The 22,325-nt window shown below is 64.6% G+C and carries 22 protein-coding genes and 1 pseudogene; 13 read left to right on the top strand and 10 right to left on the bottom strand.

Annotated features, from left to right (window positions below; genetic code table 11):
• The first annotated feature begins 130 nt into the window (after positions 1-130).
• From fabA to ribD, 4 genes are all read left to right on the top strand, one after another.
• Positions 131-640 carry a bifunctional 3-hydroxydecanoyl-ACP dehydratase/trans-2-decenoyl-ACP isomerase gene (gene fabA, locus AACZ65_RS14025; RefSeq protein ID WP_008280595.1) on the top strand — a complete coding sequence of 170 codons (510 nt, stop codon included), beginning with the start codon at positions 131-133 and terminating at the stop codon, positions 638-640.
• Between the two features lie 27 nt (positions 641-667).
• Positions 668-1,099 (top strand): hypothetical protein, encoded by a 432-nt coding sequence (locus AACZ65_RS14030; RefSeq protein WP_339671854.1) that lies wholly within the window; start codon positions 668-670, stop codon positions 1,097-1,099.
• Between the two features lie 146 nt (positions 1,100-1,245).
• Positions 1,246-1,728 carry a transcriptional regulator NrdR gene (gene nrdR, locus AACZ65_RS14035; RefSeq protein ID WP_037272790.1) on the top strand — a complete coding sequence of 161 codons (483 nt, stop codon included), beginning with the start codon at positions 1,246-1,248 and terminating at the stop codon, positions 1,726-1,728.
• Entirely contained in the window at positions 1,725-2,819 is a 1,095-nt protein-coding gene (ribD, locus tag AACZ65_RS14040) for a bifunctional diaminohydroxyphosphoribosylaminopyrimidine deaminase/5-amino-6-(5-phosphoribosylamino)uracil reductase RibD (RefSeq protein ID WP_339671856.1), read from the top strand. Before nrdR ends, ribD begins: the two co-directional genes overlap by 4 nt.
• A gap of 17 nt (positions 2,820-2,836) precedes the next feature.
• Here the strand turns inward: ribD and AACZ65_RS14045 are convergent, their stop codons facing one another.
• Both AACZ65_RS14045 and AACZ65_RS14050 read right to left on the bottom strand, forming a co-directional pair.
• Positions 2,837-3,595, bottom strand: a complete 759-nt coding sequence (locus AACZ65_RS14045) for a hypothetical protein (RefSeq protein ID WP_339671858.1) — start codon at positions 3,593-3,595, stop codon at positions 2,837-2,839.
• Positions 3,596-3,793: 198 nt separating this feature from the next.
• Positions 3,794-6,913 (bottom strand): valine--tRNA ligase, encoded by a 3,120-nt coding sequence (locus AACZ65_RS14050; RefSeq protein ID WP_339671860.1) that lies wholly within the window; start codon positions 6,911-6,913, stop codon positions 3,794-3,796.
• 156 nt (positions 6,914-7,069) lie between these two features.
• Between AACZ65_RS14050 and AACZ65_RS14055 the strand changes: the two genes are divergently transcribed.
• Entirely contained in the window at positions 7,070-8,044 is a 975-nt protein-coding gene (locus tag AACZ65_RS14055) for a zinc transporter ZntB (protein WP_339671862.1), read from the top strand.
• On the opposite strand, the gene AACZ65_RS14060 is transcribed toward AACZ65_RS14055, so the two are convergent.
• Both AACZ65_RS14060 and AACZ65_RS14065 read right to left on the bottom strand, forming a co-directional pair.
• Positions 8,041-8,670, bottom strand: a complete 630-nt coding sequence (locus AACZ65_RS14060; RefSeq protein WP_339671864.1) for an HD domain-containing protein — start codon at positions 8,668-8,670, stop codon at positions 8,041-8,043. The two genes, AACZ65_RS14055 and AACZ65_RS14060, sit on opposite strands and share 4 nt — an antisense overlap.
• 42 nt (positions 8,671-8,712) lie before the next feature.
• The gene (locus AACZ65_RS14065) at positions 8,713-9,147 is read right to left on the bottom strand and encodes an Lrp/AsnC family transcriptional regulator (protein WP_339671866.1); all 435 of its coding nucleotides are present in this window, start codon (positions 9,145-9,147) and stop codon (positions 8,713-8,715) included.
• 115 nt (positions 9,148-9,262) lie between these two features.
• On the opposite strand from AACZ65_RS14065, the gene AACZ65_RS14070 reads away from it, so the two are divergent.
• On the top strand, positions 9,263-10,393 hold the full coding sequence (locus AACZ65_RS14070) for a type III PLP-dependent enzyme (protein WP_339671867.1): 1,131 nt from the start codon (positions 9,263-9,265) through the stop codon (positions 10,391-10,393).
• Between the two features lie 119 nt (positions 10,394-10,512).
• Positions 10,513-11,601 (top strand): DUF2235 domain-containing protein, encoded by a 1,089-nt coding sequence (locus AACZ65_RS14075; RefSeq protein WP_339671868.1) that lies wholly within the window; start codon positions 10,513-10,515, stop codon positions 11,599-11,601.
• 13 nt (positions 11,602-11,614) lie between these two features.
• Here the strand turns inward: AACZ65_RS14075 and AACZ65_RS14080 are convergent, their stop codons facing one another.
• The 3 genes from AACZ65_RS14080 to AACZ65_RS14090 form a co-directional block, all read right to left on the bottom strand.
• On the bottom strand, positions 11,615-13,513 hold the full coding sequence (locus tag AACZ65_RS14080; RefSeq protein ID WP_339671870.1) for a cation:proton antiporter: 1,899 nt from the start codon (positions 13,511-13,513) through the stop codon (positions 11,615-11,617).
• Between the two features lie 33 nt (positions 13,514-13,546).
• Positions 13,547-15,883: a hypothetical protein gene (locus tag AACZ65_RS14085; protein ID WP_339671872.1), complete on the bottom strand. Its 2,337-nt coding sequence runs from the start codon at positions 15,881-15,883 to the stop codon at positions 13,547-13,549.
• Positions 15,884-15,999: 116 nt separating this feature from the next.
• Positions 16,000-17,280: an O-acetylhomoserine aminocarboxypropyltransferase/cysteine synthase family protein gene (locus AACZ65_RS14090; protein WP_339671874.1), complete on the bottom strand. Its 1,281-nt coding sequence runs from the start codon at positions 17,278-17,280 to the stop codon at positions 16,000-16,002.
• A gap of 84 nt (positions 17,281-17,364) precedes the next feature.
• On the opposite strand from AACZ65_RS14090, the gene AACZ65_RS14095 reads away from it, so the two are divergent.
• Positions 17,365-17,778, top strand: coding sequence for a VOC family protein (locus AACZ65_RS14095; protein WP_339671876.1), 414 nt, complete (start codon positions 17,365-17,367; stop codon positions 17,776-17,778).
• 3 nt (positions 17,779-17,781) lie between these two features.
• Here the strand turns inward: AACZ65_RS14095 and AACZ65_RS14100 are convergent, their stop codons facing one another.
• Both AACZ65_RS14100 and AACZ65_RS14105 read right to left on the bottom strand, forming a co-directional pair.
• Positions 17,782-18,429, bottom strand: a complete 648-nt coding sequence (locus AACZ65_RS14100; protein WP_339671878.1) for an SDR family NAD(P)-dependent oxidoreductase — start codon at positions 18,427-18,429, stop codon at positions 17,782-17,784.
• Positions 18,430-18,444: 15 nt separating this feature from the next.
• Positions 18,445-18,858 carry a DUF1178 family protein gene (locus AACZ65_RS14105; protein WP_339671894.1) on the bottom strand — a complete coding sequence of 138 codons (414 nt, stop codon included), beginning with the start codon at positions 18,856-18,858 and terminating at the stop codon, positions 18,445-18,447.
• 272 nt (positions 18,859-19,130) lie between these two features.
• On the opposite strand from AACZ65_RS14105, the gene AACZ65_RS14110 reads away from it, so the two are divergent.
• Genes AACZ65_RS14110 through bfr form a run of 4 tightly spaced genes read left to right on the top strand, consistent with a single transcriptional unit; the run spans position 19,131 to position 20,503 of the window.
• Positions 19,131-19,295, top strand: a complete 165-nt coding sequence (locus AACZ65_RS14110; RefSeq protein ID WP_075571727.1) for a hemin uptake protein HemP — start codon at positions 19,131-19,133, stop codon at positions 19,293-19,295.
• Complete coding sequence (locus AACZ65_RS14115; protein ID WP_339671881.1) at positions 19,292-19,756, top strand: hypothetical protein; 465 nt, start codon at positions 19,292-19,294, stop codon at positions 19,754-19,756. The genes AACZ65_RS14110 and AACZ65_RS14115 overlap by 4 nt, the downstream gene beginning before the upstream one ends.
• A gap of 20 nt (positions 19,757-19,776) precedes the next feature.
• Positions 19,777-20,070, top strand: coding sequence for a (2Fe-2S)-binding protein (locus AACZ65_RS14120; RefSeq protein WP_075571728.1), 294 nt, complete (start codon positions 19,777-19,779; stop codon positions 20,068-20,070).
• On the top strand, positions 20,018-20,503 hold the full coding sequence (gene bfr, locus AACZ65_RS14125) for a bacterioferritin (RefSeq protein ID WP_339671884.1): 486 nt from the start codon (positions 20,018-20,020) through the stop codon (positions 20,501-20,503). Before AACZ65_RS14120 ends, bfr begins: the two co-directional genes overlap by 53 nt.
• A 259-nt stretch (positions 20,504-20,762) precedes the next feature.
• Here bfr and AACZ65_RS14130 read toward each other — a convergent pair whose 3' ends face one another.
• Complete coding sequence (locus AACZ65_RS14130) at positions 20,763-21,740, bottom strand: NAD(P)H-binding protein (protein WP_339671885.1); 978 nt, start codon at positions 21,738-21,740, stop codon at positions 20,763-20,765.
• A gap of 85 nt (positions 21,741-21,825) precedes the next feature.
• On the opposite strand from AACZ65_RS14130, the pseudogene AACZ65_RS14135 reads away from it, so the two are divergent.
• Positions 21,826-22,325 (top strand): annotated as a pseudogene (locus tag AACZ65_RS14135) (serine O-acetyltransferase); the annotation flags it as partial.

The raw sequence follows: 22,325 nt of genomic DNA on the forward strand, positions 1-22,325 counted from the left end.
TGGGGGTGGTTTCAATTAATTTCCTGCGCTGGCCAAATCGAGGGGCGGTGTTGTCGCAGGCTTGCATGCGCCTTTTGCGGGATGATAGAGGGGGCAGAGACCGGTATTTGCAATGAAGGGGGCCGCCTGCATGGCCGATTATCCAAGCAGCTTCGACCGTGACGACCTGCTTAAATGTGCCCGAGGCGAGTTGTTCGGACCGGGCAACGCCCAATTGCCCGAACCACCCATGCTGATGATGGACCGCATCACCGAGATATCCGGTGATGGCGGCGCGCATGGCAAAGGGCATGTGGTGGCGGAATTCGACATCACCCCGGACCTGTGGTTTTTCAAATGCCATTTCCCCGGCAACCCGATCATGCCCGGCTGTCTCGGGCTCGATGGGCTCTGGCAACTGACTGGCTTCAACCTTGGCTGGCGCGGCTGGCAGGGGCGCGGCTATGCGCTGGGCGTGGGGGAGGTGAAACTCACCGGCATGGTGCGGCCGGACCGCAAGATGCTGACCTATTATGTGGATTTCACGAAGGCGGTGCAGACGCGGCGCCTGACCATGGGGGTCGCCAATGGCCGGGTCGAGGCAGATGGCGAGGTGATCTATCAGGTCACCGATATGAAGGTGGCCCTGTCGGAGAACTGAGCAGGCACAAGGGCAGGGGGGCCGCAGATGCACAGATGGATTGCAGCACTCCTGAGCCTCATCGCCTTGCCCGCCAACGCCTGCCCGGAGGGTCAGACGCTTTTCCTTAGTTGCGACATGGAACGGGGCGGCAAGGCGCTGCATGTCTGCCGCAGCGAGACCCAAGTGAGCTATAGCTTTGGACCCAAGGGCGGCACGCCAGAACTCGCCCTCACGCGCCCGATCGGCGAAGGGGCCGACATCGTGCCATGGCCCGGCATCGGCCGCACCATCTGGGAGGCGATCCGCCTGCGCAACAATGCCGTGATTTATGAGGTCTACGCAGGCTTTGATAAATTTGACGCTGTGGACCCCGAAAAACCCGACAGCCGCTTTGGCGGCGTGGTGGTGTTGCAGGACGGCAAGGGCGAAATAGCGCATCTGAAATGCCTTGCAGGAACGGTGAAATACACCTATTGAGTCCTTTTTGCCGATGCCTGCGCCCCATGATCTGGGGCGCTAAAATCCCCCCTACCCAAAACCTTGCGGCTGTCCTATAGTGGATGTGGATAACTGGGCATCAGACCCATGACCCAAGAGGCAAGGACAGAAAAGGGGGACGGCCAATGCGCTGCCCGTTTTGCGGAAATATAGATACACAGGTCAAGGACTCGCGCCCCGCAGAAGAGCATGTCTCGATCCGCAGGCGCAGGTTTTGCCCCGGTTGCGGCGGGCGTTTCACCACCTATGAGCGCGTGCAATTGCGCGATCTGGTCGTCGTCAAATCCAATGGCCGCCGCGAGGATTTCGACCGCGACAAACTGGAACGCTCGATCCGGATAGCGCTCCAGAAACGCCCCATAGAGCCAGAGCGCATCGAACAGATGATTTCCGGCATCGTGCGGCGCTTGGAAAGCATGGGCGAGACCGATATTCCCTCGAAAACCGTGGGCGAGATCGTGATGGAAAGCCTCGCGCGGATCGACACCGTGGCCTATGTCCGCTTTGCCAGCGTCTACAAGAATTTTCAGGAAGCGGATGATTTCGACCGCTTCGTCAGCGAATTGCGGCCCGAGGACGCGGCCCTCAATCCCAAACCGGACGCGTGAGCGCCGCCGACGCCCGCTTTATGGCGCTGGCCCTGTCGCTGGGGCGGCGGGGCATGGGCCAATGCGCGCCCAACCCCGCCGTGGGCTGTGTCATCGTCAAGGATGGCCGCATCGTCGGGCGCGGATCGACCGCGCCGGGCGGGCGACCCCATGCCGAACCACAGGCGCTGGCACAGGCCGGGGCCTTGGCACGCGGTGCCACGGCCTATGTCTCGCTCGAACCTTGCGCGCATCACGGCCAGACCCCGCCCTGTGCCGACGCGCTGATTGCGGCAGGTATCGCGCGCGTGGTGGCCCCCTTTGACGACAATGACCCGCGCGTCGCGGGCCGGGGCTTTGCCATGCTGCGCGCGGCAGGCATCGAGGTGCGCACCGGGGTTCTGGCCAATGAGGCCGGGCGCGATCTGGCCGGGTTCCTCATGCGCAATGAAATCGGGCGGCCTCTGGTGACGCTCAAACTCGCGTCCAGCTTTGATGGCCGCATCGCCACTGCCACCGGCCATAGCCAATGGATCACCGGACCAGAGGCGCGGCGCGTGGTCCACGGCCTGCGCGCGCGCCACGATGCGGTGATGGTGGGGGCGGGCACGGCGCGCGCCGATGATCCGCAACTCACGGTGCGTGACATGGGCCCGCGCCGTCAGCCGGTGCGCGTCGTGGTCTCGCGCCGCCTCGATCTGCCGCTCTTGTCCAATCTCGCCCGCACGGCGCGCGACGTGCCGCTCTGGCTCTGTCACGGGCCGCATGTCGATCCGGCGCTGGTCACGGCCTGGCAGGGCATTGGCGCGCGGCTCTTGTCCTGCGAGGTGACACAGGGCCAGGTCGACCCGGTCTCGGTGCTCAATGCGCTGGGGGCCGAAGGGCTGACACGGGTTTTCTGTGAAGGTGGCGGCGCGCTCGCGGCGTCGCTCCTGTCGGCGGGGCTTGTGGATGAGCTGATCGGCTTTACCGCCGGTCTGGCCATCGGCGCCGAAGGGCTGCCGGGGGTGGGGGCACTGGGCCTTGCCCGCCTCGACGAGGCTGTGCGCTACCGGCTGGTCGAAACACGCGACCTGGGCGGCGATGTCATGCACCGCTGGACGCGCGCCTGATCCCCCGCGTGGGTGCCTTATTCCGCTGCGATTGCCATCGCATGATACGCCTTGATGCGCTGGCAGGGCGACAAGACCAGAGGGCGCGGCTTGATCGCGCGCACATTCATGTCCAGCACTTCGATCTTGCTGCAAAGGCCGTTCTCATGCGTGTTCTGCTCGATGCTTTCGAACTCGGTCGAGGTCGCAAAGGCGATCTCGTGCTGGAGCCCCATATGGTCGCGCAACCGCGCGACATAGGCGAGCCGGGGATGGGCATTGACGGCCGCGACGCGGCGATTCCGCGCCAGCGCGAGAAGCATGGGTCCAACGGCAGAGGTCTTGATCGGTGTAGGTCCAGACTGATTTTCCATGGGTGTGCCCTTTACCAAAAGAGGTGGAATTGAAGTGAGGCGGTGAGAGACCGTCGCAGCGACTTCGAAAGTGATCGACATGCCCGACAGAGGCGGCAGCCCCCGCGCCGCGATCAGGTAGATTTGCCCATTCACGGCAAACGCCGTCACCGCACGCGTGCAAAGCCCGCGCCCGCGCCGACTGACGGCCGAGACATGGCCCGCGCCGATATAGTCGATGGGTTGATGCCGGACCGACCCATTCCGCAGGCTGAACCGGCATAGTCCGTTCGTGGCCTGTGACAGGGTCTTGTCAGGGGTTTCGATCAAGGCCAGCAGCCCCCCGGAACGCGCGTCGATGAGGCTGGAATTCACGACACAGCCATCTGTCAGACTGGCACGGCTGCCGTTGTATTCGTAGACGGTTTCCAGCGACTTACGCATTTGGATTTGGTCTCTTGCATGTATGGCAGGGGTCTGCACAACCTTAGTATGCACCTGACCTGCGGGCTTTGCATGACCTCCAAAGATATTTCGCGTGATCTCTCGACAGCAAGGCGCACCTTCGCGCGCAATAGGCCGCGCGCCATGACAAGACCGCCGCCTCGGGGCGGCGGTCCCTTGTCGCGTCAGGCGTTGGGCTTAGTCCAGTTCCGCCAATCGCGCCAGCGCCGCGCGCAGCTTGCTGTCCTCTTCCTCGCGCAGGGCCAGGTTCTCGCGCGCCTCTTCCACCACCTCTTCGGGGGCGGAAGCCACGAAATTGGGGTTGTTGAGCCGCCCACGCAGCCCGCCCAATTCCTTTTCCAGCTTGGCCAGCGTCTTTTCCAGCCGCGCCTTTTCCTCGGCCACGTCGATGATATCGGCCAGAGGCAGGCCAAAGCTGCCGCCCTCCACCGCCACGGTGACGCAGCCCTTGGGGAAGCTGTCCACATCGCTCAGGCTCTCGACCCGCGCCAGCCGCTTGATCATCACCTCGTTGCGCGCCCAGGCTCCGCGCCCGGCCTCGTTCAATTCCGTCACCAAGAGCGGCACATAGAGACCGGCAGGCACATGCATCTGCGCCCGCGCCGAGCGGATTTGCTCGATCAGCGCGATCACCCAGTTCATTTCACGGTCCGCCGCGGCGTCGATCAACTCGGCCCCATAGGTTGGCCAATCGCCATGCACCAGCATCTTCGCGCGCGTGCCCAGCGTGCCCCATAGCTCCTCGGTGACGAAGGGCATGATCGGGTGCAAAAGGATCAGACATTGATCAATGACCCAAGCCATTGTCGCCTGTGTCTCGGCCTTGGTCGCGGCATCGCCATCCAGCAAAAGCGGCTTGGAAAACTCGACATACCAGTCACAGACCGTGCCCCAGACAAAGGCATAGAGCGTGTTGGCGGCGTCGTTGAAGCGGAAGTTTTCCAGCGCCTCATCGACAGCGGCCCGCGTCTTGGCGGTCTCGCCGATGATCCATTTGTTGACCGTGGCGGCGGGGCTGGGCACCGCGCCCGCGCTGCCCACGGCGCCGTTCATCTCGGCAAAGCGCGCGGCATTCCACAGCTTGGTGGTGAAGTTGCGATAGCCCGCGATGCGTTCTTTCGAGAGCTTCAGATCGCGCCCCATGGCCGCCATCGAGGTCAGGGTGAAGCGCACGGCATCGGTGCCATACTCGTCGATCAAATCAAGCGGATCGAGCACATTGCCCAAACTCTTGGACATCTTCTTGCCCTTCTCGTCGCGCACGAGAGCATGGACATAGACATGAGAGAAGGGTTTCTGCCCGACCACGGCATATTGCATCATCATCATCCGGGCGACCCAGAAAAAGATGATGTCGAAGCCGGTGATCAGGACGGAGGTGGGGAAATACCGCTTGAGTTCGTCCGTGGTCTCGGGCCAGCCCAGCGTGCCGATGGGCCAGAGGCCCGACGAGAACCAGGTGTCGAGCACGTCGGGATCACGCCAGACCGGATAGACCAGATGGGTCGGGTCCTGCGTGGCGGTATAATCGGCCAAGGCACTGGCCAGACGGTGCAGCGCCGCTTCGCGGCTTTCGACCTCGACCACCTGCATCGAGGCGAGCGGCACCGGCAGGCTGGCCAGACGTTCGTGAAAGGCGTCCGTGACCCCCGCGAAATCCGCGCCACATTCCATCAGCGGGCCCAAATGCCCCTCGTTCAAGAGGCGCAGCATTTCTACCAGATCGAGCGTGCCATCGCCCTCGTCATCGTGGAAATCCGGCGCGCTGAGGTCGAACCCATACCACACCGGAATCTGATGCCCCCACCACAGTTGCCGCGAGATGCACCAGGGCTCGATATTCTCCAGCCAGTGGAAATAGACCTTGCGATCGCTCTCGGGCAGGATCGTCACCTCGCCCGAGCGCACGGCATCGAGCGCGGGACCAACGATCTTGGCGGTATCGACGAACCATTGATCGGTCAGCATTGGCTCGATCACCACCTTCGAGCGGTCGCCAAAGGGCTGCATGATCGGTTTCGCCTCGACAAAGGGGACCATCCCGGGTGCCGGTTCGGCGCTGTCCTCGGCGTCCCGGGCTTGCCCCGGGACCTCCACCATCACCGCCAGCCCTTCGGCCGTGATCTCCTCGACGACCCGCTTGCGCGCCTCGAACCGGTCCAACCCGCGCAGATGGTCGGGGATGAGGTTGAGCGTATCAATCTCCTCGGGCGTGAATGCCGCCCCTTCCGCAATCTCTTGCGCCTGCGCGGCACACTCCGCATAGGGCGCACCATCGGCCCGCATCTGCGCGCGCGTGTCCATCAGGCGATACATCGGGATGCCATTGCGGCTGGCGACGCCATAGTCGTTGAAATCATGCGCCCCGGTGATCTTGACCGCGCCCGAGCCGAAATTCGGATCGGGATAGTCATCGGTGATGATCGGAATAAGGCGGCGATGTTCCTTGGGCCCCACCGGAATTTCGCAGAGCATCCCCACGATGGGCGCATAGCGCGCATCCGACGGATGCACCGCAACCGCGCCATCGCCCAGCATGGTTTCGGGGCGCGTGGTGGCGATGGAAATGTAATCGCGCGTCTCGCGCAGGGTCACGTTGCCGTCGGCATCCTTCTCGACATATTCATAGGTCTGCCCGCCCGCGAGCGGATATTTGAAATGCCACATATGGCCCGCGACCTCGATATTCTCGACCTCCAGATCGGAAATCGCGGTCTCGAAATGCGGGTCCCAGTTGACCAGCCGCTTGCCGCGATAGATCAGACCCTTGTGATACATATCGACAAAGACCTTGATCACCGCGTCATGGAAATTGCCCTCTTCCCCCGCAGGTGCCCCCGGCGCGCCCGACATGGTAAAGGCATTGCGCGACCAGTCACAGGAGGCCCCCAGCCGCTTCAACTGATTGATGATCGTACCGCCCGACTGGGTTTTCCACTCCCAGACCTTCTTGAGAAAATCCTCACGCCCCATCTCACGCCGCGTGGGCGCGCCTTCGGCGGCCAGCTTGCGCTCGACCACCATCTGCGTGGCGATGCCGGCGTGATCCTGCCCCGGCTGCCAAAGCGTGTCATGCCCGCGCATCCGGTGCCAGCGGATCAGAATATCCTGCAACGTGTTGTTGAACGCATGGCCCATGTGCAGGCTGCCCGTCACATTGGGCGGCGGGATCATGATGCTGAAGGTCTCGGCACCCGGTGCCGCATTTGCCCCGGCCCGGAACGCGCCCGCCTCCTCCCACGCCTGATAGAGCCGTGTCTCGGCCTCGGCCGCGTCGAAAGTTTTTTCCATCGCCATGACGTCTTGATCCTGCAAATACGGGTTTTCATCTGCTCTACCTAATGTGGGATCAGAGGAAAAGCCAAAGCACGGATTTTCTTGGCCCATCTGCGTGACAAGAGGGGGCGAAGTGACGCAGACTGCCCGCAACGGATTGGCAGGGAGAACAGGCAGATGGAGGGGGGCCGGCAATGGCGGATGCGCCGGGATGGCAACGCCAGCAAGATTGATCTCGGCGGCACGGCCCCTGCGGACTGGTCTGCGCCTGAGACGCTGACTTGGGTGCATGTCAATTGCGCCCAACCCGGCGCGCGTGACTGGCTCGAGGCAACGACGCTGGAGCCATTGGTGCTGCGTGCCCTGCTGGCCCCTGAAACCCGGCCACGCGCGACTGTGCATGGGGCGGGCGTGCTTATCAATCTGCGCGGTGTCAATCTCAACCCCGGGGACGAGGTCGAAGATATGGTGTCCCTGCGCATGTGGGTGACCGAAGGGGTGGTGGTCAGCGTGCAACTGCGCCGTCTGATGGCGGTAAGCGATGTCATGGAGGGGATCGCGAACAATCAGGCGCCGGACGGGGCGGCGGAACTGGTGGCGCGTCTGGCGCTGCGGCTTGCGGACCGGGCAGAGCCTGTCGTGGCCGGGTTGAACGAAAGGCTGGATGTGCTCGAGGATCAGGTGATCGACAATCTGAGCGTGCTGGACCGGCGCGAACTGGCCGACGTGCGGCGCATTGCCATCATGTTGCGCCGGCACATGGCACCGCAACGCGATGCGCTCAGCACCTTCGAGATCGAGGACATGCCGTGGATTCGCAGCCATGATCGCAGCCGCTTGCGCGAGGCCACAGAACGGGTGACGCGGCTGGCCGAGGAACTCGACGCACTCCGCGACCGCGCGCAGGTGGTGCATGATCAGATCATGGACGCCCGCGCCGAAACGATGAACCGTCAGATGCTGCTCTTGTCCGTGGTGGCGGCAATTTTCCTGCCGCTGGGGCTGATCACCGGGCTGTTGGGGATCAACGTGGGCGGCATTCCCGGCGCGGATGACGCGCGCGCGTTCTGGGCGGTCTGCGTCGGGCTGGTGGTGTTGGGGCTGGGCTTGATGGCACTGTTCTGGCGCATCGGGCTCTTGGGGCGGCGTTAGCCCCGGTTCTGTCGTGCCTCTGCCACGGCGGCATCGGTGAGCGGCGCGCGCGCGCCCGCCCGGATCACCGCCGGATCATAGGGCTTGCGTGCAAACACCTCTTCGACCAGCGGGGCAAAGAATTCCAGCGGCAGGTCGTCATAATCGGGATCAAAGCTGGCCTGATCCCAGCGTTCGCAGAACTCTGCGCAATCGTCGAAATAGGCGTGGCCCCGGTGACGCTCGCGCTTGTGCTGGTCAAACCCCTCAAGGTGGTGGCCGTAATACAGCATCTGGAAATCGCCATGCGTGGACACACACCAGGTGCATTGTTCGCGCAAGAAGGGCTTGAGGATCGTCGCCGCGTATTCGTCGTGATTGTAGGGAGCATAGATGTCGCCGATGTCGTGCAAGAGCGCCGCAACCACCCAATCGACATCCGCGCCGTCGCGCCAGGCCCGCGTGGCCGACTGAACAGAGTGCCCCAGCCGGGTGATCTGATAGCCGGACAGGCTCTGATCCAGCTCGACCAGCGCTTTCAGCAGCCGTTTGGCGGTGTGTCGGGTATGGTCAATCTCATGCGCGGTGAGGAATTCGTAGTCCTCCTTGGTGCCATCCTTCATCTGCCTGAAACTGACCGTGTCCATGTCCGCGACTCCGCCGGTGTGATTGCGGTCAGCCTGCTGTACTCAGTCACCCCGGTCAAGTTTGGTCGAAAGGTGAATAAGGCTTTCCGAGCCTTTGACCCCTTTTGCCTCGCCGATCCGGTCCAGTGTTTCATCCAGCGCCTCTGTGGTGTTGGCCTCGATCATCACGATCAGATCGAACCGCCCCGAGGTGGTATGCACCCGCCGCACCTGTGGCAGCGATTTCAGCCGCGCCAGCACCGCCGGGCCCGACCGCGGCTCTATGCTGACAAGGGCGGTGGCGCGGAGGGCAGGGCGCGCGCTCTGGCTCAAGCGCACGCTGTAACCTGCGATGACACCTGTGTTTTCCAGCCGCTCCAGCCGCGCTTGCACCGTGGTTCGCGCCAGACCCAACCGGCGCGCCAATGTGGCCACCGGCAGGCGGGCGTTTTCCTGCAAGAGCGCGATCAGCGCGCGATCTGTTTCGTCGGTTTGCATCACGACTCCGGCATTATGACGAAGATTTCCTGCAATCTATACGAAACGCCACCCTGAATCGACGAGAATTCGCGGCACACTCAAAGAAAACACGCAGCAGATTGAGGTATGCCCGATGAAAAACGCCGCCCCCTGGTCCGATCCGCGCGCGCATCTGACGCGCCAGACCCCCGATGCGGCGCTGCTCTATTTCTCGCCAGACCGGCTTCAGGCCACGGCGCGCGCCTTTCAGGCCGGGTTTCCCGGCCTTGTGACCTATGCGGTCAAGGCCAATCCGGGGGCCGAGGTGCTGGCCAATCTGGTGGCGGCGGGCATCACCGCCTTTGACGTGGCCAGCCCCGAGGAAATGCGCGCCGTGCGCAGCGTTTGCCCACGCGCCGTGCTGCATTACAACAACCCCGTGCGCTCCCTCCCCGAGATCGAGGTTGCGGCGCAAATGGGTGTTGCCTCCTATTCCATCGACTGCGTGCGCGAGTTGGACAAACTGACGGGGCGCATTGCCCCCGATGCCGAAATCACCGTGCGTCTGGCCCTGCCGGTGCGGGGGGCGGCCTATGATTTCGGGGCCAAGTTCGGGGTCGGTCCGGACCGGGCCGAGGAACTGCTGCGCGCCGTGGCAGAACGGGGCTTTACCCCTTCGATGACCTTTCATCCCGGCACCCAATGCGCCGACCCCGCCGCGTGGGGGGCCTATATCGGCGTCGTGGCGGATGTGGCGCGCAGGGCGGGCGTGCGTCTGGCGCGGATCAACGTGGGGGGTGGTTTTGCCGCGCATCGCACCGGCAATGCCCCGGACCTGAGCGCGATCTTCAGCCATATCGGGGCCGAGGTCGCCCGCGTCTTTGGCGCGGATGCCCCGGCGCTTGTCTGCGAACCGGGCCGCGCCATGGTGGCCGAGGCGTTCAGCCTTGCAGTGCGGGTCAAGGCGCTGCGCGACAGCGGCGCGATTTTCCTCAATGACGGGGTTTACGGCGGCCTCACCGAAATTCGCGACATCGGCGCGCCGGACCGCATCAGCGTTCTGGCCCCCGATGGCACGCCGCGCCACGGTGCGCCATGCCCGCGCGTGGTTTTTGGCCCCACCTGCGACAGCATCGACCGGCTGCCCGATCCCTTGCCCTTGCCCGATGATCTGGCCGAGGGCGATTACCTGCTGATTTCCGGCATGGGGGCCTATACCCGCTGCCTCAGCACCGATTTCAACGGCTATGGCCTGCGCGAGGTTGTGACCGTGGCGCAACTGTAACGCCGCGCTCACGGCGAATTTCATGGAATCGCAACGGATTTCTGCGCAAGCTGGGGCCATGATCCGTCGGCGCGCGGAACAGGTCAGGCGCGCCGCCGAAGGGCAAAGGCAGGTGCGTCATGTCGTGGCGGAGTTGGACCAAGAGCGTATTCGACTGGCTTCGACCGGGCCAGAATGAGGCGCATCCGGCCTTTGGTCACCGGCGTGGGCCGGTCAACCATGTGCTCATCCTCGACGGCACCATGTCGAGCCTATCACCGGGGTATGAGACCAACGCCGGCCTCACCTACAAATTGCTGCGCGAGGTGTCGGGGGCCAATCTTTCGCTCTATTACGAGGCGGGAATTCAATGGCGCGACTGGCGCGCCACGGGTGACATCGTGATGGGGCGCGGCATCAACCGGCAGATCCGCCGCGCCTATGGCTATCTCGCCAATCGCTATCGCCCCGGCGACCGAATATTCCTCCTGGGCTATTCGCGCGGCGCCTATGCGGTGCGCTCATTGGCCGGGGTGATCGACCGCATCGGTCTCTTGCGCGCCGAGGCTGCGACCGAACGCAACGTGCATCAGGCCTTTCGTCATTATCGCTGCACGCCCTCTGGTCGCGCCGCACAGGCCTTTGCCCGCGCCAATTGCCATGAGAATACGCATGTCGAGATGATCGGCGTCTGGGATACGGTCAAGGCGCTGGGCCTGCGCATCCCCGTCCTCTGGCGCTTTCGCGCGGATGCCCATGGCTTTCACAATCACCACCTCGGGCGCACCACGCGGCACGGCTATCACGCGCTGGCCCTCGATGAGACGCGCAATGCCTACACGCCTGTCCTATGGGAATGCCCGCCCGACTTCGACGGTCACGTCGAACAGGTCTGGTTCCGGGGCTGTCACTCGGACGTGGGCGGGCAGCTTTGCGGCATCCACGCCGCGCGCCCGCTCGCCAATATCCCGCTGGTCTGGATGCTCGAACGGATGGAAGGCTGCGCGCTGCCCTTGCCCGCAGGCTGGCGCGTGCGCTTTCCACAGGATGTCAACGCGCCCTCGGTGGGCACATGGGCCGGTTGGGGCAAGATCCTGTTGCTGCGCAGCCGCCGCGTGGTCGGGCGCGACCGCTCCGAACGCCTGCATGAGAGTGTGGGGGGCCTCGCAACCCGCCGCTGGGGCGGTCCGCGCCTCACCGGTATGGTCAAGGAACAGGGTGGCACCTGACCGCCTGCGCCGCTCACTCCTTGGGCGTGCCGGTCTCTTCCAACTGCGACAAAAGCATGGTCTGCAATTCCGCCTCCAACTCCCGCGCGCGGGTGATATAGGCGTCATTCTCGACCGTCGGGCGCGCCGGGTCCCAGAGCGCTGCCAGTTCCCGCACCGATTGCCGGTCATGGTGGTAAAAGGTCTTTTCCAGCTCTGCCGCCTCGAACTCGCTCAGCCCCATGTTTTCCAGCACATAGCGCCCCGCGCGCAATGAGCTGTCGAACATCTCGCGCACGATGTCATTGGCCCCCGCCTGATACAGCCGGAACACATGCGTGCGGTCATAGGCGCGCGCGATGATATGCAGGTCCGGGCATTCACGCCGGGCAAAGCTGACCAGCCGCACCGTCGCCTCGGGATCATCGAGGGCGGCCACCAGCACCCGCGCCCGTGCCAGCCCCGCCGCATGCAAGAGGTCAGGACGCGTCGGATCGCCAAAGAAGCCCCGCACGCCAAACCGCCGCATCCGCTCGATGGCCATGAGGTCGTGATCCAGCACCACTGTCTCGAACCCGCTCGAACGGACCAGGCGGTTGACCACCTGCCCAAACCGCCCGATGCCCGCGATGATCACCGGACCAGTCTGATCTATGGTATCGGCCTCCGGTGCCTCGCCCCCGTCGCGCAGATTGCGCGACAGCACGTCGTAGAGAATGAACAGCAGCGGCGTGATCAGCATCGTCAGCGCGATCACCAACAGGATCACCTCGCTCAGGCCAGCGGGCAGCACATGCTGCTGCACCGAAAACGCCACCAGGACAAAGCCGAATTCCCCCGCCTGCGCCAGCGACAGGGTAAAGAGCCACAAATCGCGCCCACGCAGGGCAAATACCCGCCCCAGCACATAGAGCACCGCGCCCTTGGTCACGATCACCGCCAGCGCCAATCCCACGATCAGCACCGGCGCAGCAAACAGCACGGTGAAATTGATCCCCGCCCCCACGGTGATGAAGAACAGCCCCAAAAGCAGCCCCTTGAAAGGGGCAAGATCGCTTTCCAACTCGTGCCGGAATTCGCTGTTGGCCAGAACCACCCCGGCCAGAAACGCGCCCAAGGCGGGCGAGAGCCCCACCAGCGTCATCAGGAACGAAATCCCCACCACGATCAGCAGGGCAATTGCCGTGTACATTTCGCGCAGCCGTGCGGCGTGGATGAACCGAAACACCGGCCGGGTCAGGTAAACCCCCGCCAGCACAATCGACGCCACCGCCGCAATCGTGACCAATGTCGCCCCCCAGCCGGGCAAGGAGGCGATGAAACTCTGCGCTGCCTCATGCGGCCCGCTGGCCCCATGCCCCGCATCGGGCGTGCCGCGCGACAACAGCTCGCCCATGATCATCTCGGGTGTCTTGGGCATTGCCAAGAGCGGCAGAAACGCCAGCATCGGGATGACGGCAATATCCTGCGTCAGCAGCACGGAAAAGGCCGACCGCCCGCCGCCCGTCTGCATCAGCCCCTTTTCCGAGAGGGTCTGCAACACGATCGCGGTCGAGGATAGCGCAAAGACCAACCCCACCGCCAAGGCCACGCTCCACCCCAGCCCCAGAACGTAAATCCCCGCCATCATCACGGCCAGCGTCGTGGCGCTGATCTGCAACCCACCCAAGCCCAACAGCCGGTGCCGCATATCCCAGAGCGCGCGCGGCTCCAGCTCCAGTCCGATGAGAAACAGCATCATCACCACGCCGAATTCGGCAACATGCTGCAATTCGGCAGTCTCATGCCCGCCCACCAGCCCCAGAACCGGGCCGATCAAAATACCCGCAGCCAGATAGCCGAGCACCGAGCCAAACCCCAGCCGCGCCGCAATCGGCACAGCGATCACAGTGGCGGCAAGGTAAACCGTGGCCTGAAACAGGAACCCGTCCATCAGCGGGGCATGGGATGGGGCAGGGGCATGGCGCTACCCCTTGGGCATGCGCAGCACCACATCGCGCCCGCGTTTGTTATACCGCAACTCCGCGTCGCCAATCGCCGAGACCTGCCCCCCATCCAGCCGGTCGCCCACCTGCACCTTCTGATAGCGGCCATTCGACAGCCGCACCAGCGCGCGGCGGCTCTGCGGGCTGCCATAGACGCCGATCAGGTTGACGTTGCGCAGATTTATGGCGTTGGTCTCGGTCGCCGACCGCGCGACCGAGGCGGTGGTGGGAATATTGGGCGCCGTGCGTGCTGCGGCAGCGGTCTGGATTTCGGGCTCTTCATCCTCCCCCGGCGTCGCCCGATCCGGCTGTGGCGCGCGCGCGGCCTGCTCCAGATCCTGTGGCCGCAGCTTGGGCTTGATCGAGGTGCCGACCGCCTGCGGCAGGCCCTCGGCCACGGCCCCGCGATTGGCCTCGATCAATGCCGCCGCCAACGAGGCAGAGCTGATGTCGGCAGGCTGCACTTCGGGGGCAGGGGGCGGCGCGGCTGCGGCGGCTGCCGCCTCGATCACCGCTTGAGGGCGCACGCGCGGGCGCAACGCCGCCAACTCGGATCGAGTGAGCCCCGAGAGCGCGCCGCGCTCTTGCTGCTCGATCAGGTTCTCAGGCCTGCTGCGCGGTCGGATACCGCCCAGCCGCGCATCCTCGGCGGTGGCTTCGGCTGTTGGGGCCGCTTCTGGCGCAGCAGGGGGATTCAACCGGGTGTCTGGCGGGCGAACCGGCGGCGGCCCAGACCGAACCAACACCCCATCCGGCGTCAGCGCGCCCTCCGGTGTGGCCTGCACCAAGCCGCGCGCATCGCGGGTGAACTGTGTCCCCGGCGGTGCGGGGGCTGCGGGGGTCTCTGGGCGGCGGTCGAGGGCTCTGTCAGGCTCCGGGGGCAGCGCCACGGCGTCCTGAAAATTCAACGCCTCGTCGATCGAGGTCAGGTAAAACTCATCAAGATCGGTGGTGTCGGCTTGTGTGGGCGGTTCTGGCGCGACAGGCCAGATGCCGGTGGCCGCATAGCGCGCCTTCAATTGGTCCGGCGTCAACGCTTCGGGTTGCGGCGGCGTCTCGGCCACGGCTTCCGGCGTTGGTGCGGCAGGCTCTGCCCCGGACGGCGTGACGTCCGGTACGACCTCAACCTCTGGCTCGATCGGTGGCGTCAACGCAATCTCAGGCGCGCTCGCGCCCGAACCGTCCGACGTATCGCCTCCGCCAAAGATCGTCGACCACGCCGCCACGCCCACCAGGAACAGCAGCAAAAGCGCCGTCAGGATCAGCCCGAGAAACCGGGGCTTGCCTCGGCTCGCCGGTTGGCTGCGCGCGCCAAACACCGTCAGGCGGGTGGCCTCATCGGCAGGCTCGGCCGCCACCCTCTCGGACGGCGCGGCCTTGTCCCGGCGCGCGAGCAGCCCGGCCAGGCCAGACCCCTTCGCCGCTTCGGGTGCAAGACTGGCTGCGGCCAGATCGGTCAACGCCGGATCGGCCCCGCCGGTCAAAAGCGGCGCAGCGCCCGGTCGCGGCAACTCTGGGGCAGGGGCAGTATCGGGCAGCGGTGTGATCCGCGCTGCCCCTTCCAGCTTGGGTGCGCCCGCAATCGGCGCCCCCCGCTCGGCCCGGACACTGGAAAAAGACAGCGCCGGCAGCTCCGGTTCGGCCTTGACCACAGGCACCGTGGGTTTTTCCGGGGTCGGGGAGGCGGCCGGGGCAGGCTCTGACGCTTTGGGCATCACCACTGCAGCCCCTGCATCAGAGGCAGCAGGCGCCGCGCTCTCGACGGGCGGCGCAACGTCGGGCAGGCGTGCGCTGCCCAGAATACGCACCGGCTCGGCGTCGCGGTCCACGCCCTGCGCCTGCGCCGCCGCACCAAAGAACGGCTCGCCCGCGAAACGATCCGATTGGGGCCGCGCCACGAAACTGACCGGGTTGAACTTGTGTTCCGCCGCAAAGGCCTCGGCCTCGTCCAGGGTCTCGCTTGCCACGGCAGCGATATAGAGACGGCCCTCGTCCACGCTCCAGTCATAGACCAGATCGTCGATATGATAGGGCGTGGCCCCTTCCAACGCCTCGGCGGCCGCCCTGTCATAATCTCCGTCCGGCGCGCTCGACGCGGGCAGGTCCATGTATTTGATCTGCGCGTCGGGGATGATCAGCTTGCTCGCCAATCCCGAGGGATCAAGCCGCGCCGCCTTGGCCCGGAGGGCTGCCAATTCCCCCGCCAGATCCGCCGCATCAAGCGGTACATCGCCCACAAGATGCCAGCCCGCGCTGCCCGTGCGGTGCAAAAGGCCGATGCCTTCGAAAGAAAGGGACAGGGCAAAATTCGGTTTCATGGGGAACGCTTTAACACTCGTCCGGCATTGACGGGAGTCCTTGTTCTGTGTCCCGCCATCCTACAGCAGCTTCGCGCCGAGGCCAACCATCCGGTCGCGCCCCGGCGCTCTGCCGGTCAGGCGCTCGCCTTGGCCAGCGCCTGCTCGAGGTCTGCGATGATGTCCTTGGCATCCTCGATCCCGATGGAAATCCGCACCACATTGGGCGCGGCCCCGGCGGCGGTCTGTTGCTCGGGCGTCAGTTGCCGATGGGTGGTCGAGGCAGAGTGGATGATGAGCGACCTTGTATCGCCCAGATTGGCCACATGGCTGAAGAGGTTGAGACTATCCACCAGCTTCATGCAGGCATCATAGCCCCCCTTGAGCGCGACGGTAAAAAGCCCGCCCGCGCCCTTGGGGCAAATCCGCGCCACCCGGTCATGCCAGGGCGAGGATTTCAGCCCCGCATAGGTCACGGCCTCAACCGCCGGATGCGCTTCAAGCCAGCTCGCCACCTTTTCCGCGTTCTCGACATGCCGCGCCATGCGCAGCGACAGCGTCTCGATCCCCATCAGCGTGTAATGCGCCGCCTGCGGATTGAGCGTCATGCCCAGATCGCGCAGCCCGATGGCAATGCCGTGAAAGGTGAAGGCCAAGGGGCCAAAGGTCTCGTGGAACTTCAGCCCGTGATAGGCGGGCTCGGGGGCCGAGAGCGAGGGGAACTTGTCGGAGGCCGACCAGTCGAAGCGCCCCGAATCGACCACCACACCGCCCGTTACCGTGCCATTGCCGGTCAGGAACTTGGTCATCGAATGCACCACCAAGGTCGCGCCATGCTCGATCGGGCGGCACAGATAGGGCGTGGCCGAGGTGTTATCGACGATCAGAGGCAGACCCGCCTTGTCGGCCACCGCCGCCACCGCATCTAGATCGGTGATATAGCCGCCCGGATTGGCGATGGATTCGCAGAACACCGCGCGGGTGTTGTCGTCAATGGCGGCGGCAATGGCGTCCAGATCGTCGAAATCGACGAATTTGGCCGACCACCCAAAGCGCTTGATCGTCTGGCTGAATTGCGTGATCGACCCGCCATAGAGCCGCGTCGAGACCACCACATTCAGCCCCGGACCCATCAGCGGAAAGAGCGCCATGATCTGCGCCGCATGGCCCGAGGAACAGCACACCGCGCCCGCACCCCCTTCCAGCGTGGCCACGCGCTCTTGCAGCGCGGCAACGGTCGGATTGGTCAGGCGCGAATAGATATACCCCACCTCTTGCAGGTTGAAGAGCGCGGCGGCGTGATCGGCATCGCGAAACACATAGGCCGTAGTCTGGTAAATCGGCACCTGCCGCGCGCCCGTGGCCGGATCAGGCCGCGCGCCTGCATGCACCTGCAACGTGTCAAATCCATAGGTCATTTCAGTGTCCTCCCGCATCATACATCTTGCAAACCCGGTTACGGCATCGCTAGGTGCCATGCAACGGGCATGAGGAGACAGACTATGGCACATCCCTTTCATCTTGCAATCAATGTGACCGATCTGGGTGAGGCGCGGGCGTTTTATGGCGCGCTCTTAGGCGGGATCGAAGGCCGCTCGACCGAGACATGGGTTGATTTCGATTTCTTCGGCCACCAACTCAGCCTGCACTTAGGCGCGCCCTTTGCGACGCAGGCCACCGGCAAAGTCGGCGATCACATGGTGCCGATGCCGCATTTCGGCGTGGTGCTGCCGCTCGACATCTGGCGCGGGGTGGCCGACCGGCTGACGGCGGCGGGGGTCGATTTCGTCATCCCCCCGTCCGTGCGGTTCGAGGGGCAGCCGGGCGAACAATGGACCATGTTCTTTCGTGATCCTGCGGGCAATCCGGTGGAACTCAAGGGCTTTGCCGATATGAACGCGGTCTTTGCCGCCTGAGGCTCAATAAGGGTGGTCGCGCCCATCCCAGGTCTGAAAACATCCCGTTGACGCCATATCCAGCGCCGCGAACCGCGCCACAAGGCCGGTCGCGGCCTCTTCCACTGAAATCTCGGCGCTATTGCCGCCCATTTCGGTGCGCACCCAGCCGGGGTGATAGATGCCCACGGCGATGCCATCGCCCGCCAGATTACCGGCCAGATTGCGCCCGAGGTTGAGCGCCGCCGCCTTGGACGCCCGATAGATATAGCTGCCGCCCGGCGCGCGGGTGTGGCTGGCCATCTGGCTGGAAATGATCGCGATTTTCGCGCTTGTGCCCGCCCGCAGATGCGGCAGAAGCGCCTGCACGCTCAGGAATACTCCCGTCACGTTGGTGGCAAAGGTCTCGGCCCACATCTGCGCCGGATAGCCGCCGTCCAGCGACTGGCCCTTGTCGAGATACACACCGGCGTTGCAGATCAGGAGGTCTACCGCCCGGTCGCCCAGCCCAGCGGCCAGCGCCGCACAAGAGGCGGGATCGGTCACATCCAGCGCCACCTCATCCCCGGACGGTGTGCGCGCCGTGGCGGTCACGTCATGGCCCGCGTTGCGGTAGTGATCGGCCAGAGCGCGGCCGATGCCACGATTGGCGCCGGTGATCAGGATATGCATGGAAATACCTTTCGGTCAGTTGGATTTGCGGCGCGGGACAAAGGGCAGGGGGGCCACCGGCACGCCATCCTCGATCAGCTTGCGCGCCTCTTCGGGTCTCGCCTCGCCATAAATGGCGCGCTCGGGGGCCAGGCCATCATGCATCTCGCGCGCTTCGCGGGCGAAGTTGAGGCCGACATATTCCGAGTTTTCCTCGATCTGCCGCTTGAGCAGCGCCAGCGCTTGTTCGGCGGGGTTGGGGGCGGGGGCCGGTATCTCATCGGAGGCGCTGCGCAGGCTGGGGGCCATCAGCGCCTTGTCCACGTCCGAACTGCCGCACACCGCGCATGTCACCATGCCCGCACCGTGCAATTTCTCAAAGGCGACAGCGGATTGAAACCAACTGTCGAACACATGGTCATCGGCGCATTTGAGGGTGAACTTGATCATTTCCGGGTCCATCGCGTCGCGGTCGATAGTTACGCCGCCCCGCGGGAATTTCAAGCTATGCTTTTGATCTTTCAGCCCAAGCGCCGACAGGCAAAGCCCCGCGCAGCACAGTTTAGTACCCAACTAAAAAAATCAGAATTGACATACCTGATAAATTAAGTCAGAAAAGAGAGGCCAAGCCAGCCCGGTCCTGCGGTCAGCCCGGCCCAACCTGTAACAGAGGACCAAACCATCATGGCACAGTGTCATTCCACACCCGCGGGGGTATCCGCATGATCCGCGCCCAGACCAAATCCGACCCCGCTCTGGTGGCCGAAGCCGCCTGTCATGACGCCCGCGCCCTGACCAACGGGGCCAATACCGCGCTCATCGTTCTGGATGGGCAAATCTACACGCTGCGCATCACCCGCGCGGGCAAGCTGATCCTGACCAAATGAAACACGCGCGCGACTGGACCGGACAGATGCCGGTAGATCAGATGAATCAAATGGACGGGCTGAACCGTCTGACCGTGGCGGCCCTGCGCGCGTGGAACGCGGGCGGCGCGCTGCGCGCCCATGCTCTTCTCTGTGGTCGCATGGCCGAACCGATGGCGCTTGCCGCCTTTGAGGCGCTGCAGGACCTGACCGAGGTGCTGGGCCCGCATATCCGACGCCCCCTGCGCTGCCACGCGCCGCAGTGCGCTTGCGTCGGGCTCGATGAGGCTGCCTTTGCCCGCTTCGTCCAAGAGGCGGCGCTGGGCGAGCGCGAGGATGCGCTCCTTCTGGCCAGCATTCTGGTGCAGGCCCGTGCCATCCTGCCCCTCACCGATGCGGCGGCGCGCCTTGGCCTCTGCCTGCACCGCGCCGCGCGCGCCGCGTCACGCATCCCCGACCCCGCCAGCGCAACCCGGCACTAGCCGCAAAAGGGACCTCCCCGATGATGATCTGTCACTGCATGGCCATTTCCGATGCCGACATCCGCCGCGCGATGGACTGGATGCGCGCGGCCGATCCCGAGACATTGATCACCCCCGGCAAGGTCTATCGCGCGCTGGGCAAGCGCGCCGATTGCGGCGGATGTTTGCCGCTGTTCATTGAAACTATGCGTCAGGCGCATAGCTATAGCATACCCATGCACCTGCGCGGCCTCCGTCGCGCATCCACACAGGGAGAACCACATGAAGGGCGACACCAAGGTCATCGACTATCTCAATCAGGCTCTGCGGAGTGAACTGACGGCAGTCAGCCAGTACTGGCTTCACTACCGGCTGCAAGAGGATTGGGGCTATGGCCGCATCGCCGCCAAATCCCGTGCCGAAAGCATCGAAGAGATGCAGCACGCCGACAAGCTGATCGAACGGATCATCTTTCTGGGCGGGCATCCCAACCTGCAAAAACTCGATTCGCTGCGCATCGGGCAAAACCTGCGCGAAACACTCGAGTCCGACCTCGCCGCCGAACACGACGCCCGCACGCTCTATATCGAGGCACGCGCTCATTGCGAGAGCGTGGCGGATTACGTCAGCAAGAACCTCTTTGAAGAGCTGATCGCCGATGAAGAGGGGCATATCGACTATCTCGAAACCCAGATCGAGCTTTACGACCAACTCGGTGCCGAGCGTTACGGCCTGCTCAACGCAAGCCCTGCGGATGAGGGCGCGTAGAGACTGGATGCTCCGCGGTATGCGGGGGGTGGGTTAGGAGTTGAGAGGACGTTTAACTGCGCGGAGCGCTGGGCCGGGGACTAGCGAAACAACGGTGCCTTCTGGCACTTTATGCCTGCCAAGTCCGTTTGCCCTGACAGCATTGAACTCCCTCTCGAAATTGCTAGGCCGCGGGACGGCCCAGCGATCCGCGCGGGGTGATTGGGGGCAAGGGTAAAAACAGGTCAACTGCGGACGTTTTGTCGTATGAGCGTCCCCCCTAAAACACCGCATGCGCCCCTAGGTCCACCCGCGCTTGCCCCGTGATCACCTCTTCATAGTAATCGAATAGCCGGTCCTGCCCGGTTTCGGGCGTGGCCTCGGCATCATAGGCGCCCGCCGCCGCATCCCAGACCAGCATCGACTCGGTCGCATAATAGCGCCCGATCCGCGCCAGCTCCGCCTTGGCCCGCAATCCGGGCAGAATGCGCCCGCCCAAGGACAGCCCGCCGATGATCGCGTCCATCATCCCAACCGGCACCTGCCGCAGGCTCACCGGCTTCCCCAACCGCTTGAACAGCCACTCCGCCTGATCGCGCGGCGTGATCGCAGGGCCGGGCCCGCCAATCGGCAAGACCCGGTTCCAGCGGTCCGGCACGTCCAGACACCCCGCCAGATAGGCCCCCAGATCCCGGTCACTGATCGGCTTGCACGCCGTGAGCCGCCCATCTCCGAACACCAGAAAAGGCCGCCCCGCCTGCACCCGCGCAATCTGCCCTGACAGCGATTTGAAATAGGCCGTGGGCCGGACGATCGAATAGCGCAGGCCAGACGCGATCAATCGCGCCTCAAAGGCCAGCTTGGCCGCCTGAAAGGCCAGCAACGGTTTTTGCACGCATATCGCGGACAAAAGCACCACATGCCCCACCCCTGCCGCCTGCGCCGCCTCCAGTGCCACCACATGCGCGTCGTGATCCACCGCCCAGGCATCGGGGGGCAAGCCGCTGCGCGACGCCATGCACGACACCAGCGCCGCGAACCGCTCGCCGCGAAATCCCGCGCGGGCGAGATCGCCAATCTCTCCCCGCCGCAGCGTGACGCCCTCGGGCAACCCCGCCGCCTCCGCCTCCGGTCGCAGGTAACACACCACCTCATGCCCCCGCGCGCAGAGGGCGGCCACCGTCGCCCGGCCGATCGTTCCCGTGGCCCCCAAGACCAGAACCCGGACACCTCCGGCCAAAGGCTGCGTCTCATTCATTTTGGTGATATCTCCCCTCACCCCTTTGCATTTTACCCGCACTGCCTATCTGCTATACTTCCCACGACCCAGAGGAGCATAGCCCATGGCACATACAAGACGAAAGCTGGCCGAACTCGATCCGGTCTGGGCGCAGATCGCCCAAGAGGCCAAGGCCGCCATCGCCGACGAGCCGCTGTTGGGCGGCCTCGTCCATTCCAGCGTTTTGCACCACGAGACCTTCGAATCGGCGCTCGCCTATCGCATCTCGCTCAAGCTCACCTCGAACGAGATGCCCGAACAGATCCTGCGCGAGATCTGCGACAAGGCGCTCGCCTCAGATCCCGAAATCGGTCTGGCCGCCCGCGCCGATATCGTTGCCGTCAACGACCGTGACCCGGCCTGCGACCGGTTTCTGCTGCCGCTCCTCTTCTTCAAGGGGTTTCAGGCGATTCAGGCCTATCGCATCGCCCATTGGCTCTGGACCACGGGCCGCCGTGATCTCGCGCGCTTCTTCCAGATGCGCGCCTCCGAAGTGTTCGGCGTTGATATCCACCCCGCCGCCCGCATCGGCAAGGGCATCATGATCGACCACGCCCATTCCAT

Source organism: uncultured Roseovarius sp. (assembly GCF_963972555.1).
Lineage (GTDB): Bacteria > Pseudomonadota > Alphaproteobacteria > Rhodobacterales > Rhodobacteraceae > Roseovarius > Roseovarius mucosus.

Bases quoted from the DNA above. Each gene is read 5' to 3' on its own strand.
- fabA (WP_008280595.1), top strand. From the start codon at position 131: ATGGCCGATTATCCAAGCAGCTTCGACCGTGACGACCTGCTTAAATGT.
- AACZ65_RS14030 (WP_339671854.1), top strand. From the start codon at position 668: ATGCACAGATGGATTGCAGCACTCCTGAGCCTCATCGCCTTGCCCGCC.
- nrdR (WP_037272790.1), top strand. From the start codon at position 1,246: ATGCGCTGCCCGTTTTGCGGAAATATAGATACACAGGTCAAGGACTCG.
- AACZ65_RS14045 (WP_339671858.1), bottom strand. From the start codon at position 3,595: ATGCGTAAGTCGCTGGAAACCGTCTACGAATACAACGGCAGCCGTGCC.
- AACZ65_RS14050 (WP_339671860.1), bottom strand. From the start codon at position 6,913: ATGGCGATGGAAAAAACTTTCGACGCGGCCGAGGCCGAGACACGGCTC.
- AACZ65_RS14055 (WP_339671862.1), top strand. From the start codon at position 7,070: ATGGAGGGGGGCCGGCAATGGCGGATGCGCCGGGATGGCAACGCCAGC.
- AACZ65_RS14060 (WP_339671864.1), bottom strand. From the start codon at position 8,670: ATGGACACGGTCAGTTTCAGGCAGATGAAGGATGGCACCAAGGAGGAC.
- AACZ65_RS14065 (WP_339671866.1), bottom strand. From the start codon at position 9,147: ATGCAAACCGACGAAACAGATCGCGCGCTGATCGCGCTCTTGCAGGAA.
- AACZ65_RS14070 (WP_339671867.1), top strand. From the start codon at position 9,263: ATGAAAAACGCCGCCCCCTGGTCCGATCCGCGCGCGCATCTGACGCGC.
- AACZ65_RS14075 (WP_339671868.1), top strand. From the start codon at position 10,513: ATGTCGTGGCGGAGTTGGACCAAGAGCGTATTCGACTGGCTTCGACCG.
- AACZ65_RS14080 (WP_339671870.1), bottom strand. From the start codon at position 13,513: ATGGACGGGTTCCTGTTTCAGGCCACGGTTTACCTTGCCGCCACTGTG.
- AACZ65_RS14085 (WP_339671872.1), bottom strand. From the start codon at position 15,883: ATGAAACCGAATTTTGCCCTGTCCCTTTCTTTCGAAGGCATCGGCCTT.
- AACZ65_RS14090 (WP_339671874.1), bottom strand. From the start codon at position 17,280: ATGACCTATGGATTTGACACGTTGCAGGTGCATGCAGGCGCGCGGCCT.
- AACZ65_RS14095 (WP_339671876.1), top strand. From the start codon at position 17,365: ATGGCACATCCCTTTCATCTTGCAATCAATGTGACCGATCTGGGTGAG.
- AACZ65_RS14100 (WP_339671878.1), bottom strand. From the start codon at position 18,429: ATGCATATCCTGATCACCGGCGCCAATCGTGGCATCGGCCGCGCTCTG.
- AACZ65_RS14105 (WP_339671894.1), bottom strand. From the start codon at position 18,858: ATGATCAAGTTCACCCTCAAATGCGCCGATGACCATGTGTTCGACAGT.
- AACZ65_RS14110 (WP_075571727.1), top strand. From the start codon at position 19,131: ATGATCCGCGCCCAGACCAAATCCGACCCCGCTCTGGTGGCCGAAGCC.
- AACZ65_RS14115 (WP_339671881.1), top strand. From the start codon at position 19,292: ATGAAACACGCGCGCGACTGGACCGGACAGATGCCGGTAGATCAGATG.
- AACZ65_RS14120 (WP_075571728.1), top strand. From the start codon at position 19,777: ATGATGATCTGTCACTGCATGGCCATTTCCGATGCCGACATCCGCCGC.
- bfr (WP_339671884.1), top strand. From the start codon at position 20,018: ATGAAGGGCGACACCAAGGTCATCGACTATCTCAATCAGGCTCTGCGG.
- AACZ65_RS14130 (WP_339671885.1), bottom strand. From the start codon at position 21,740: ATGAATGAGACGCAGCCTTTGGCCGGAGGTGTCCGGGTTCTGGTCTTG.